Origin of the sequence: Desulforhopalus singaporensis (genome assembly GCF_900104445.1) — a bacterium.
Taxonomy (GTDB): Bacteria; Desulfobacterota; Desulfobulbia; order Desulfobulbales; family Desulfocapsaceae; genus Desulforhopalus_A; species Desulforhopalus_A singaporensis.
The window spans coordinates 99,120-112,160 of the sequence record NZ_FNJI01000008.1; the positions used below are offsets into that span (position 1 = coordinate 99,120).

Genomic DNA, 13,041 nt, shown 5'->3' on the forward strand with positions numbered 1-13,041 from the left:
ACCGAAGGTACAACTGACTGGAGAAAAGTGTGAAGATCGGTCTGGTGCAAATAAATCCTGTGATCGGGGATTTCGCTTATAATTGTCGGAAAGTTCTTGAATGGTCGAGGAAAGCCGTTGACAAGGGATGCACGCTGGTGGTCTTCCCTGAGCTTGTCGTTTCCGGATACCCGCCGCAGGACCTGCTTGAACGGGAATCCTTCATTGAAGATCATGACCGGGCCGTAGCGCAACTGGTGGCGCAGTTGCCGGCGGTTGACGTGATGTTCGGCTGTTTTGAGAAGAGAACTGAAAGCAAGGGCAAAAGGCTGTACAACAGCGCTGTGGTTGCCCGGGGCGGCGCCATAGTTTTACGGGTAAGAAAACAGCTTCTGCCCACCTACGACGTTTTCGATGAGTCGCGATATTTTGAGCCCGGTTTCGGAACTGAGCTTTACCGGGTGCAAGGACTTACGTTCGGCGTCACCGTTTGCGAGGATGTCTGGGGAGACGAGGTGGACGACTACGGCATTGAGCCTGTTGAAACAATCGTTAAGGCTTGCCGGCAGCAAAGCTTAGGGCTGGATGCGATCATCAATATTTCCGCCTCCCCGTTCCAGAGAGAAAAGGAAAATACGAGGAAAAAAATATTTTCTGCGTTGTGTCAAAAACATAACGTCTCATTTCTTTACGCCAACCAGGTCGGCGGCCAGGATTCGCTCATCTTCGACGGCCGCAGTCTGGCCATGAACTGGGCAGGCGAGGTAGTGGCACAGGCAGAGGGGTTTGTGGAAGATCTGGTGGTGGTTGACACCGACTCCTGGCGCGGGGATATGAACGGTCCCGACCAGCTATCGGAACAGTCCGCCATCTATCGGGCACTGGTTACGGGCGTTGCCGATTATTGTCGGAAATGCGGTTTTTCCTCTGCCGTGCTCGGGCTTTCCGGAGGAATCGACTCGGCTCTGACCGCCGCGGTGGCAGTGGACGCGCTCGGTGCGGAAAATGTTCTCGGGGTGGCGCTCCCGTCGCCGTACAGCTCCGATCATTCCCTCGAAGATGCGCGCAGGCTCGCAGCCAATCTCGGCTGCAGATTCGAGGTCATTGCCATCGACAGACTGTTCTCGGCCTTTACAACGGAACTTCACGACCTGTTTGCCGGCACCAAGGAAGATTTAACCGAACAGAACCTGCAGGCACGCATCCGCGGGAATCTGCTGATGAGTCTTTCAAACAAGTTCGGCCACCTGCTGCTCACCACCGGCAATAAAAGTGAGATGGCTGTTGGCTACTGTACGCTCTATGGTGATATGAGCGGCGGGCTGGCGGTAATTTCCGATGTCCCCAAGCAGATGGTCTATGCACTGTCGAAATATGTGAACCGGGACCGGGAAATCATTCCGGACCGGATCATAACCAAGCCGCCTTCGGCCGAGCTTAAACCGGACCAGACCGATCAGGACGACCTGCCGCCTTATGAATTGCTCGACAAAATACTCGAACTTCACCTGGAAAACGGGCAAAGTGTCGATCAGATCATTGCCAGGGGCTATGCACCCGAGGTGGTACAGGACATTGTCCGCCGGATCAGGATAAATGAGTACAAACGGAAGCAAGCCCCCATGGGGCTCAAGGTGACGTCAAAGGCTTTCGGCAGCGGCAGAAGGTTTCCCAACGTACAGAACTATCAGGGCTAGAACCGGCTAAAAATGATATCCACCAATTGTGAATAAGAGCGGAGCAATAACATCGACACTGCTGGGGCTTCTCGCCGGTATTGCATTTCTCGGCGCGGTAGCCCTGCTGATGGTCAATGAACAGAAAACCGAACGACCCGAAAAACTGTACACCACCAGTGGTGGAACAGTCGATATGTGTCTTGCCTGTCACAAGGAGGAAAAACTCGATCCGGCACATGATCCGGCCGTTATCGGGTGTAGCTCATGCCATCTCGGCAACAGTCTTGCGGTTGCCAAGGAAGAGGCGCACCGGGACATGGTGCTGAATCCCGGTGACCTGCGGGTGGCCGAAAAGACCTGCGCAGCCGATGGGTGCCATCCCAGAGACATCCATAAAGTGAAGAATTCGCTGATGGCTACCAACAGGGGGATCCTCGGGACCCTGCTTTACTATTGGGGGGAGAGCGACAGTCAAAACACCGACCTCACCGTTGAACAATTGCTCGATTCCGAAGAAAACTCGCTGGCTCTTGATTATTTTCGAAAACTGTGCGCCACATGTCATCTCTGGAAACAGAAAAACGACTTGGAAAACGCCCCGGAATTTTTCAACAGCAAGGGAGGAGGGTGCTCCGCCTGCCATTATCATCTTCCGGATGCGGATTCCATGGCCGGGATCATTGTCGGCGATGGGACGGCAAGCGGTGTAATACCCACGGAAAATCGGAAAAAACATCCATGGATTACCAAAAAAGTAGAGTCCGCCAACTGCGTGCGATGCCATAACCGCTCCGGCAGGATAGGCCTTTCCTATCTCGGTATTTTTGAATCGGAGGGGTATGGAACCCCATATGAAGAGGGCGGGCTGAACAGTAAACAGCTGCCCGGGGCCCGCTTTTATCTTGAGATTTCCGATGATATTCACCACCAGAAGCAGATGGAGTGCATCGACTGTCACACCAGAGATGAAATAATGGGAAACGGCACCAGCTATGCTCATTATGAAGAACAGCTGGAAATATCCTGTACCGTCTGTCACGCCAAGAATCCGGGGACCACACGAAAAGGCAACGTGTTGACCAACCTTGACCGGATTGACGGAAAACCTGTTTTGACTGGCAAGCTTGACAACAAAACTCACCCGCTCAATCCCCCAAAAAGCGGGATCTGCGATTTTCCACCACACAGCCGGGTCAGTTGCGAAGCGTGCCACTCCACCTGGGTCGCCCAGTGTTACGGATGTCATGCCAAACGTGATGATTCGGGAAAACATCTGGACAAGCTCAGCCTGGAACAGACCAAAGGGCTTTGGGAAGAAGGGCGCTCCTACATCCGCTACGAAAGGCCGATGCTCGGGATATGGGAGGACGAGGTTGTTGTGGTGACTCCCGGTTGCCAGGATATCGTAACCGTGATTGATGATCAGGGAAATATTGAAAACAGCTTTAACCGTTTTACCATGGCGGCCATCAATCCCCACACCACCCAACCAAAGGGAAGAAGCTGTGTCGATTGTCACGCGTCAACGAAAACAGTCGGCCTCGGGGAAGGAAGGATCAGGGTTGTCGACGGCAAGATGATATTTGAGTCGACTGAGCAGGGGGTGGTTACCAGTGGCGGCGCTACTGTTCCGTTCGACGCTTATGTGACTATGGACGGCGATCCGTTGCAGCACAGCTCCAGATCTGCGCTGAGGCCGTTTAACAAGAAGGAACTGGAGGCGATTCTGCGGGTCGGGCTCTGCGTCGGTTGTCATGACAGCTATGAGGATCCGATCTGGAAGAATTACAGTGAGAAGAGCAGGTGCGTCCGTCAAGAAGGCTAAGCCGCCTGCGGGGAAAATCAAATTGATACAGGAGTGACGCCATCGCAATTGTTTCAGGTAATACTTCGGGACTAAAAGCCAATCAGCTCAAGGCGCTTGAGAGGTTGAGCCAAAAAAGGGTGCAGCGAGACAAGATAATAAACCCAGAACTTGCCCGCATGTTGTGCCAGCTCTCTTCCGAGCTCAACCGGCAGATTGGTCTGCTCATACACCGGTCAGGGAAAGTCGAGCAGGTCATTGTCGGCAGCTACGGCCAGATAGTCATTCCGCAGCTCGGACAGATCCGATCGACAGGAGGACGGCTGAGAGGGCTCCGGCTGGTACACACCCATCTCGCAAACGAGGACATCAGCGATGAGGATTTGATGGATCTTCTCTTTCTTCGCCTTGATCTTCTTTCCGCCCTCAAGGTTGATAAAAACGGACTGCCGCATGTCATGCAGACCGCGCACCTGCTTCCGGAATCAAGGGAAGGCAAGAGCTGGGTGTTTCTTGAACCGGTTCATCCGGCCAACCAGGTTGATTCCGCCGAAGAACTTATTGTTGCTCTTGAAAGGGAGTTCGCCCAGAAAAGCAAGAGCAGTGTGGTCGATTCCGGCCAGGATCGTGCCATCCTGGTCAGCGTTTCCACCGAACCGCGGCTGCAGGCTGAAGAATCGCTTGCCGAACTCGTTGAACTTGCCGCATCGGATGATGTCGCCGTACTCGATACCATTTTGCAGAGAAGGCAGAAGATCGATCCCAGGTTTATCCTGGGCAAAGGAAAGCTGGCCGATATCATGATCCGCGCCTTGCAGCATGACGCCAATCTCCTTATTTTCAATCAGGAGCTGAACCCATCGCAGATTCGGTCCATCACCGACTTTACCGATCTGCGGGTAATTGACAGGACCCAGCTTATTCTCGATATTTTCGCCCACCGGGCCATGAGCCGGGAAGGGAAGCTGCAGGTTGAGATGGCGCAGCTTAAGTATATGCTGCCGAGATTGTCATCCCGTGACGATGCCCTGTCGCGGCTGACCGGTGGCATTGGTGCCAGAGGACCTGGCGAGACCAAGCTGGAAATCGACAGGAGGCGGATTAACGACAGGCTGGCAAGGCTTGGCAGGGAGTTGGCCCAGGTGAGCAGGGAAAGATATCGCCGCAGGGCAAAGCGACGAAAAAAAGATCTGCCGGTGCTGTCTCTTGTCGGGTACACCAATGCCGGAAAATCAACCCTGCTGAACACCCTGACCAACAGCGATATTGTTGCCGAAGACAAGTTGTTCGCCACCCTGGATCCGACCTCGAGACGGTTGCGCTTCCCGACGGAGATGGAGGTTATAATAACCGATACCGTCGGTTTTATCAGGCATCTCCCTGCGGAACTTGTACAGGCGTTTATGGCTACCCTTGAAGAACTCGGGGAGGCCGACCTTCTTATCCATGTGGTCGATGTATCAAATCCTGCTTTCCGCCAGCAGATGAAGGTCGTGGATACTATTTTAAGAGAACTCGATCTGGGGGATATCCCGGTGATGAAGCTGTTCAACAAGGTGGATCTTGTTGAAAACAGGGGGGAGGTGGAACAGTTGATCGGTGATGAGGGGCTGTTGATCAGCGCCCTGCAGCCGGAAACTCTCAAAGGGTTTCTGGAGCAGGCCGGATCGCTCATAGAAAAGAGCATGCAATAGCGCGGACAAGCAAGATAGAGCTGCGAAAAAACGGTCTTGTCCGCAAGGACGCCTGGCGAGGGGGGGTGATTGTCGCAGGTGTTTATTTGTGTTTACAAAAAAACACCAATAAACAGCGAGATGTGGCTGAAGTGTGAAGTTGTTTCCAGGGGTGGTGCGGCGTGCACGAGAGCTTTAATCGTAAATTATCGCTGTATAGCGTTCGAGAATTTCTTCGGTTTTGCGGTCCAGCTCACTGGCCACTTCGTGGATCTGGTACTCCTTGCCGCAGGATGTGCAGCGCATTCGTACTTTTCTGCACATGCGGTGCACTTCCAGATTTCCTGAACATTTTTTACATTTCATTTCTAACCACCAAGAATTTTGTTACGGGAAAAACACCCATGGCCTCAAACTGTTTGTTCCGGATCACGGAACGTTGCAGCTGCTGTTTAAGGTCGCTGGCCGCCGACGACACGCTGACATTACCTTTTTTTCGCAAGAGTTGGAAGACTAAAGTAATCCTTGGCGATGTGCGGCGATTAATTACGACCGTTTCCGCTTTTTTATGAACTCTTATTGTTAACTTCAACTGCTTGAATTAAATTTTAAAAACATTTAAATATCATGGTGTTTTCTCGTTGCCGCCGGAGAGTTTCGTCTTTGGGACAATCGATTTGGACGGCAGCCTGATGGCTGCAGGTTTTCTTTTGCGACCGGATTTTGCCAGGTATCGGGTTTTGGACCTGATAAACAGATAAAGAGGAAAATATGTGTGGAATTGTAGGATATTGCGGTGACAGGCGGGTCGTTCCGGTAGTACTCGAAGGTTTGCGGAGGCTGGAGTATCGGGGGTACGATTCCGCGGGAATAGTCTATCTGCAGGATGGCGAGGTCGTCAAGCATCGCGCGGAAGGAAAACTGGTTAACCTGGAAAGTTGTATCGGCGATGCCATCATCGCCGATTCGCATATCGGCCTTGGCCATACCCGATGGGCGACCCATGGCGCTCCGACCACCGAAAATGCTCATCCTCACAGCGACTGCAGCGGAGAACTTGTTGTAGTTCATAACGGAATAATTGAAAATTATCATTCACTGCGAGAGGAATTAAAGGAAAAAGGCCATCTTTTTTCTTCGCAAACGGACACCGAAGTTATTGCTCACCTCATAGAGGAATATCTCGAAGACGATCTGGTCGCGGCGGTGAAGCAGGCAATCGGCCGTCTCGAGGGCTCTTTTGCCCTGGGAGTTTTCTGGACCGGAATGGCGGATACCCTGGTTGCCGTTCGCAACCAGAGCCCCTTGGTCCTCGGCATAGATAAGGAGTCGGGATCGTTTCTTGCTTCGGATATCCCGGCGATTCTGCCATACACCAATCAGGTAATTTTCCTCGATGACATGGAGCTTGCGGTGTTAACGCCTGAGCATCGCATTGTCTATTCCTTGACCGACGGTCGCGAGGTGGCCAAAGAGACGAAAACGATCGAGTGGAATGCCGCGATGGCGGAAAAGGCCGGGTATAAACATTTCATGCTCAAGGAGATTTTCGAGCAGCCGCAGGCCATTACCAATACGGTGAGCGGGCGAATCAATCTCGAATCCGGAGTGGTGAATCTGCCGGAGGTGGGGTTGCTGCCAAAAGATCTCGAAGATATCGATCGCATTTTCCTCGTTGCCTGCGGCACTTCCTGGCATGCGGCGCTGGTGGCCAAATACTGGATTGAGGAATTCGCCCGGATTCCCGTCGAAGTGGATATCGCCTCCGAGTTCAGGTACCGCACCCTGCTGATGAACCGGAGGGTTCTCACCGTATCGATCTCGCAGTCCGGCGAAACCGCTGATACCCTGGCCGGGATACGTATCGCCAGGAAAATGGGGGCAAAGATCCTGACCATCTGCAACGTGGTCGGCTCTACCATGACCCGCGAGGCCGACGGCACCATATACACCCACGCCGGCCCGGAAATAGGCGTTGCCTCTACCAAGGCGTTTATTTCACAGCTTTCGGCACTGTTCCTGTTTTCCCTGTATCTTGGCCAGATTCGTGGGACAATCGATGGTGCAACAGGCAAACGTTACGGCAGGGCGCTGATTGACATAGCAACCGTTGTTGCGGAAGAGTTGCCGAGATTGCAGGAGGAAATTGGCAGCCTGGTGGAAAATTATTACGACAGCAGGGATTTTCTTTTTATAGGGAGGGGGCTCAACTTTCCAATTGCTCTGGAAGGCGCGTTAAAACTGAAAGAAATTTCTTACATACACGCTGAAGGATACGCCTCGGGAGAACTCAAGCACGGGCCGATTGCGCTGATAGACAAGGATATGCCGGTACTGGCCCTGGTGCCAAGAGACAAGGTTTACCAGAAATCGATATCCAATGTCGAGGAGATAAAGGCGAGGCAGGGCAGGGTTATTGTTATCGGCACCAAAGGCGACGATTATCTGCATAATATTACCGACGATGTAATCTATATGCCGGAGGTTGACGAAGTGGTCAATCCGATTCTTTATACCGTTCCGGCGCAGCTGCTGTCTTACCAGATAGCTGTAAAGCGGGGCTGCGACGTGGATCAGCCCCGTAATCTTGCCAAAAGCGTGACTGTAGAGTAGCAGGGGCAGGTAACCGGGTACCTCTTATTATCTGGTGAAACTATAGCCCTATATCATGTTGATTCAGCTATGACGACGAAAAAATGGAAAAATAAAGGTTGCCCTTTCGGTCGGTTACTGCAGTTCTGGCGGAAAACCCATGCCATGAGCCAGGAGGATCTGGCTCTGAAGGTCGGAGTATCGCGGTGACATATTGGATTTCTTGAAGTCGGCAGGGCGAAGCCGACCAAGGATATGGTGGTGCGGATCGCCCAGGCTCTTGATTTCGGGAGCCGGGAGACCAGTTTTCTCTTGCGAGGGGCCGCATTTATGCTTTTTTCTTCCGGCAGGCAGATGGATGCCGAAGAAGAAGAGTTTTTGCGCTACTCGCTGGCTATTGCGCTAAGACATCAGGACCCCAACCCGGCTTTCATCCTAGACGAGTTTTCTAACATCAAGATGCTCAATAGAGCGGCTCTTCACTTTTTAAAAGAGCTGGTCAACCCGGAACTGCTGCAGAAACCTCTCAACCTGTTCCAGCTGGTCATGAAGGACGATGGACTGCGTCCATATATCCTTCACTGGGAGGATATGGTCGCACTTCGCCTTCTGCACCTGTATCAGGAGATTCTTCTCAACGATCGCCCCGAGGATAACCTGAAATTCACAAAATGCAAGCTTGAAACATCCCCTTCTGCCTTATTGAAAAAGAGTCATGTAGCTCCTTGTGCCTGGCAAAATAAATGATTTTCCAAGTGGTATGAAGCTGCAAATGATTGGTCGCGTGTAATCGCATAATCAACGGGTGCATAGCTAAAAAGTCCGATTCAAAAGTTATAATAGCTTGGCCGATTTTTCATAACAGTGCCGGTCACCGGTATATCTGATGCGAATCTTTCTCAGTCGCTGTTGGTTTTATCAAATATCATTCTGTGATAACAGTTACGTAAAATTCCCCCTCCCTTTTTTTTATTATTACCTGCCCCATCGACTTGACAGGGATGTCTCTGCCAATGTCCGCAGTCCCCGTATTATTTAAGAAAATATCGTTATTTTGCTATCTCCGAGGTAGTTGAGCAATGGTCGAAACCATTATAAGCTCCTGTTTGTCCGGTCGTATAACCTGATCGTATCTTAACGTAAAAAGGCATATGGAGGCGTCGCTAACGACCTATGTGGCCGGTATCCTGATTGTAATTTTTCAACCATACAGATGACGCCAATCACGGAAACAAGGGAGGGAATAATCTATCGACATTGCTTATAGCACACCACAGCTCCCTGGGGGGCCATTACCCCCTCGAACATGGGTTATCAGAGGATCGTCAACAAACGAAGGAGAAAAGAGGATGAAAAACGGTTTATTGGGAGAGAGGTTCTTGCTGACTGTTGCGGCAACCGCACTGGTACCGGTACTGACTGCAGGATCCGCCAGTGGTTTTCAGGTCGATTTGGGGTAGGAAGTTACTCTAGACTGTGACGTGGCTCTCAGCTATAGCGCAGGGTGGCGAGTAAAAGACCAGGATAGCAAACTGCTGGCCAATATCAATGGTGATGATGGTAATCGCAGCTTTGATAAAGGGGATATGGTCAATAATCGCTGGTCTGCTGTTGTTGACATGGATTTGCAATATAAAAACGTTGTTGTTTTTGTAAGGCCCCGGGCGTTCTTCCACTTCGCCTATGACGGTACCAATGCGAACATTTCTCTGACCAATAACAACGGCCCGCAGTTTGGCGGTCCACTGTCCGCCAGCAACGAGTTTATGGAAGAAACCCAGAATCTGCATCGTGACAAGGCGGAAATACTAGATTTTTTCGGCTACGGCCTGTTTGAGCTGGGTGAACGTTTTTTTGATCTGCGGGTAGGGCAACAGATGGTCAGCTGGGGTGAGAGCCTGTATTTGCAAAACAGTGTATCGGCTGCCATGAGCCCAGTCGATGCGACCGCTGCCAACGTTCCCGGTACTGAGCTCAAGGAAATTTTTCTCCCGGTAACACAGATATATGGGCAGATGGACCTCTTGTCCAACCTCTACGGCGCAAGTGTCGGCACTACTGTAGGAGATACCAATATCGGAGCGGAGGTGACCTACCGGCAGGACCTGCCCGTTTCGGTAACCGATCCTGTGAATCTGCTTGGATTCGGCTACAAGGATGCCGACGCGCTTCAACTCCAGGTTTCCGCAATTCATGTTTTTGGGACCAGTGCTCTGTGGGATAATTTGACCTTCATGGGCGAAGTCGGCGCAAACAGGGTCTATAACTATGGCGACGACGAACTTTACAACGACCGGTTCGCATGGGGAGGATCAGCCAGTCTGTCTTTTGAGTATCTGGGGATATTGCCAGAACTCAATCTTACCGTACCTGTCAGCTACAGGTTTAACCCCAATGGTGTTTCATCAGTTCCGGATAACCCTGACGGCGGTGAAGGTGGTGGCTGTCTGGCACAATATCGTGCCGGTTGTCGCGATGTCTTCAGCGGCAGCGCTGTTTTCATTTTTCTACCTTTTATACTTTGGCCGCCGGCAGGAACAATTCGGTTTTGAGAGATTTATCGGTCTCTTCGGGATGGGCTTTGGAACGGCTGCCAGCGGGCTTCTGCTGCTGAGGATAGTCGATCCCGATTATGAGACAACGGTGGCCACCGAAATTGGGCTGATGAACCTGCCGGTCATGATATTGGTCCCCCTCAGCTTTATCAGCTATACACTGCCCGAATTCGGGGCCGGCAAAGGGATGATCGTCTTGGTAGTCATGATTCTGGTCATGCTGATCCTGCTGAAGTCGTTGAAGATGTGGGGAAAAACTGCCTGGTAGATGACAATGAACCAAAAGGTCGCCACGCCTGCCACCTCCAGGGGGTAAAAATGGTCAACTACTAACCTGGCACTTATAAAAGAAGGATAACCGCAGAAATGAAAACCGACTCGAAACCTACTATTTTTACGGCAAAAAAGATAATAACCATGAATCCGGTCGTCCCCGAGGCCGCCGCCGTTGCTGTCCGGGGCGACCGGATTCTTGCGGTGGGTGCTCCAGACGAACTGAAAGGGTGGGGGGAACATGTAATCGACGAGACATTCAAGGATAAGATCCTGACACCCGGTTTTGTGGAGGCGCACAGCCACGTGCTCGAAGGAATATTGTGGATGTTTCCCTACGTCGGTTTTTTCGATCGGCGCGACCCGGACGGCAGGGTATGGCAGGGGTGCAGGGACCTGGATGCGTTGAGCAGGAGATTGAAGGAGCTGGAGACTGAATTGGCTAGTGCTGATGAACCGCTTGTTGTGTGGGGGGTCGATCCCTTATATTTCGCAGGAGACCGGCTGACAGCGACCAACCTCGACGTGATATCGACAACCCGGCCCATTTTTGTTTTGCACGCCAGCGGACATCTGGCAACCGTCAACACCGCGCTTATGAATCAGCAGGGAATCGATGAAAAAACCGATGTCGTAGGGGTGGCTAAGGGAGCTGACAACAAGCCGACGGGTGAACTGCAGGAGCTCAAGGCAATAATGCTGGCCGGGGACTTCCTGCAGCAAGTGATCGGCTCTTATCGTTCGCCAAAAGCATGGCATAATTTCGGCCGGCTGGCAAACAATGTGGGGTGTACCACCATCACCGATCTTGGATTTTTAAATCTTGATGACGATGCTGTGGAGCTGCTCAGGTCGGTAGTCGACACCCCGGATTATCCGGTGCGGGTCACGGTTTTATATTCACTTGTAGGACAATCGGAGGCAGATCTGGACGAGGTCGCCGAATATGTTGCGGCCCAGGCAAAACGGAGTTCAGAAAAGTTGCACCTGGGGCAGGTAAAATTAGTGCTCGACGGTTCCATTCAGGGATTTACGGCACGGTTGAGACCGCCGGGGTATTACGGCAGAAACGACAACGGTATATGGACGAGCCCCCCGGAAAAGTGTTTTGATACCCTGTTGCCGTTTCACAAGAAAGGAGTGACCGTTCATTGTCATTGCAACGGAGATGAGGCGGTTGATGTATTTCTCAATGCGGTTGAACAGGCGCAGGCCGAGTACTACCGGCCCGATATCAGGCACACCGTGCAGCATTGCCAGCTGGCCACCATAGATCAGTACCAGCGCATGGCTGCGCTGGGGGTTTGTGCCAATATATTTACCAACCATCTTTTCTACTGGGGGGATCAGCACGTGGCCGCCACGGTGGGTCCGGACAGGGCTATGCGCATGGAGGCATGCGCAACAGCCAAACTCCATAACATTCACTTTTCCCTGCACAGTGACGCGCCGGTTACGCCCCTGGGACAGCTGCATACCGCATGGTGCGCGGTAAACAGGCTCACTTCTTCCGGTCGCACCCTCGGCGAGTATGAAAAAATCTCTGTATACGATGCCCTTTATGCCGTCACTCTGGACGGTGCCTATACTCTCGGGCTGGACCGGGAGCTGGGGTCCATCGAACCGGGAAAACTTGCTGATTTTACGGTTTTTGAAGAAGATCCCCTGGCGGTCGATCCGGCCCGGTTAAAGGATATAGGGGTGTGGGGGACGGTCCTTGGTGGGAAGGTGATTCCTGCAGCAAAATAATATCTTGCGAGGAATTGTTTACGTGAAATCAAGATAAAATAATCCGGATCAGATCCGGGTGATCTCAACGGGGGTAAGCCCGGCCATTTTTTCCGGATCGAGGATAAACTCTTTTCTGTCTTCGTTTTCCAGGTAAACCAGGATGTCCTGCACGGTGACCTCGATCGCAAAAACGGTTCCTCCGCCGAGCGACTTGTCCGCCCACCGGTTGAGAATCCATTGCACCTCGTTTTTATCAACAGTCCAGCTGTGTCCCCTGGCGATACCGGTTACCGAACCGCGATACCCGGTCAGTTTGGCGACCGGCGGTGTACCACCTTGTCTTGCGAGCAATTCTCTGTCGCAGCGTAACAACAGCATTTTCCACGTATCATAGTCACCGCTGGTCACAAAAGGAGTGTTGCCCCGATAGTAGAGCTCCAGAACGGTCGGTTCCAGAAGCCCAGCCTGCTTGAACTGTTCCAGATTGTTGATTACAAATTTGACATGTTCCAGCGGGTTGAGGATCCTCATGGCCGCCGCCGGATCATTCTCGTTGGTGAGCCTGGCGAGTATCTCCATGATTTTAACCTGTTGCATCTCCTCGTGGCGCTGCTGCATCTTCTCGTTGGCAAAAGTCCCGGTAAAATCATCGGGAGGATGGAGAAAGCGGATGTTGTCAAGGTTCCAGCCCGTGTCTTTACTAGGGTTGAGTGTCTTCATGTGGTGTCCTGTAAAATGGGGTGAAGTTATTGTGT

The 13,041-nt window shown here is 52.1% G+C and carries 10 protein-coding genes and 1 pseudogene; 9 read left to right on the top strand and 2 right to left on the bottom strand.

All coding sequences use genetic code 11. The annotated features are described in order from the left end of the window. Positions 1–29: 29 nt before the first annotated feature. The 3 genes from BLQ17_RS07370 to hflX all read left to right on the top strand — a co-directional run bounded on the left by BLQ17_RS07370 (position 30) and on the right by hflX (position 5,156). Positions 30–1,676, top strand: coding sequence for an NAD+ synthase (locus tag BLQ17_RS07370; protein WP_092221386.1), 1,647 nt, complete (start codon positions 30–32; stop codon positions 1,674–1,676). 28 nt (positions 1,677–1,704) lie between these two features. Beyond that, the gene (locus tag BLQ17_RS07375; RefSeq protein ID WP_092221388.1) at positions 1,705–3,483 is read left to right on the top strand and encodes a multiheme c-type cytochrome; all 1,779 of its coding nucleotides are present in this window, start codon (positions 1,705–1,707) and stop codon (positions 3,481–3,483) included. 104 nt (positions 3,484–3,587) lie between these two features. Further along, on the top strand, positions 3,588–5,156 hold the full coding sequence (gene hflX / locus BLQ17_RS07380) for a GTPase HflX (RefSeq protein WP_281180509.1): 1,569 nt from the start codon (positions 3,588–3,590) through the stop codon (positions 5,154–5,156). 174 nt (positions 5,157–5,330) lie between these two features. Here hflX and BLQ17_RS22535 read toward each other — a convergent pair whose 3' ends face one another. After that, positions 5,331–5,501, bottom strand: coding sequence for a dual CXXC motif small (seleno)protein (locus tag BLQ17_RS22535; RefSeq protein ID WP_176761125.1), 171 nt, complete (start codon positions 5,499–5,501; stop codon positions 5,331–5,333). A gap of 405 nt (positions 5,502–5,906) precedes the next feature. On the opposite strand from BLQ17_RS22535, the gene glmS reads away from it, so the two are divergent. The 6 genes and pseudogenes from glmS to BLQ17_RS07405 all read left to right on the top strand — a co-directional run bounded on the left by glmS (position 5,907) and on the right by BLQ17_RS07405 (position 12,304). Continuing rightward, positions 5,907–7,748 carry a glutamine--fructose-6-phosphate transaminase (isomerizing) gene (gene glmS, locus BLQ17_RS07385; RefSeq protein WP_092221392.1) on the top strand — a complete coding sequence of 614 codons (1,842 nt, stop codon included), beginning with the start codon at positions 5,907–5,909 and terminating at the stop codon, positions 7,746–7,748. Between the two features lie 240 nt (positions 7,749–7,988). Further along, positions 7,989–8,474 carry an MmyB family transcriptional regulator gene (locus BLQ17_RS07390; RefSeq protein WP_143005458.1) on the top strand — a complete coding sequence of 162 codons (486 nt, stop codon included), beginning with the start codon at positions 7,989–7,991 and terminating at the stop codon, positions 8,472–8,474. A gap of 728 nt (positions 8,475–9,202) precedes the next feature. Beyond that, positions 9,203–9,745: pseudogene (locus BLQ17_RS23395) on the top strand (DUF1302 domain-containing protein); the annotation flags it as partial. Continuing rightward, on the top strand, positions 9,743–10,279 hold the full coding sequence (locus tag BLQ17_RS23400) for a DUF1302 family protein (protein ID WP_281180512.1): 537 nt from the start codon (positions 9,743–9,745) through the stop codon (positions 10,277–10,279). The pseudogene BLQ17_RS23395 and the gene BLQ17_RS23400, both read left to right, overlap by 3 nt. Positions 10,280–10,301: 22 nt before the next feature. After that, entirely contained in the window at positions 10,302–10,550 is a 249-nt protein-coding gene (locus tag BLQ17_RS07400; protein WP_092221398.1) for a hypothetical protein, read from the top strand. A gap of 98 nt (positions 10,551–10,648) precedes the next feature. After that, positions 10,649–12,304 (top strand): amidohydrolase, encoded by a 1,656-nt coding sequence (locus BLQ17_RS07405; protein WP_092221400.1) that lies wholly within the window; start codon positions 10,649–10,651, stop codon positions 12,302–12,304. 48 nt (positions 12,305–12,352) lie between these two features. Here the strand turns inward: BLQ17_RS07405 and BLQ17_RS07410 are convergent, their stop codons facing one another. After that, entirely contained in the window at positions 12,353–13,006 is a 654-nt protein-coding gene (locus tag BLQ17_RS07410) for a hypothetical protein (protein ID WP_092221402.1), read from the bottom strand. Positions 13,007–13,041: the final 35 nt, after the last annotated feature.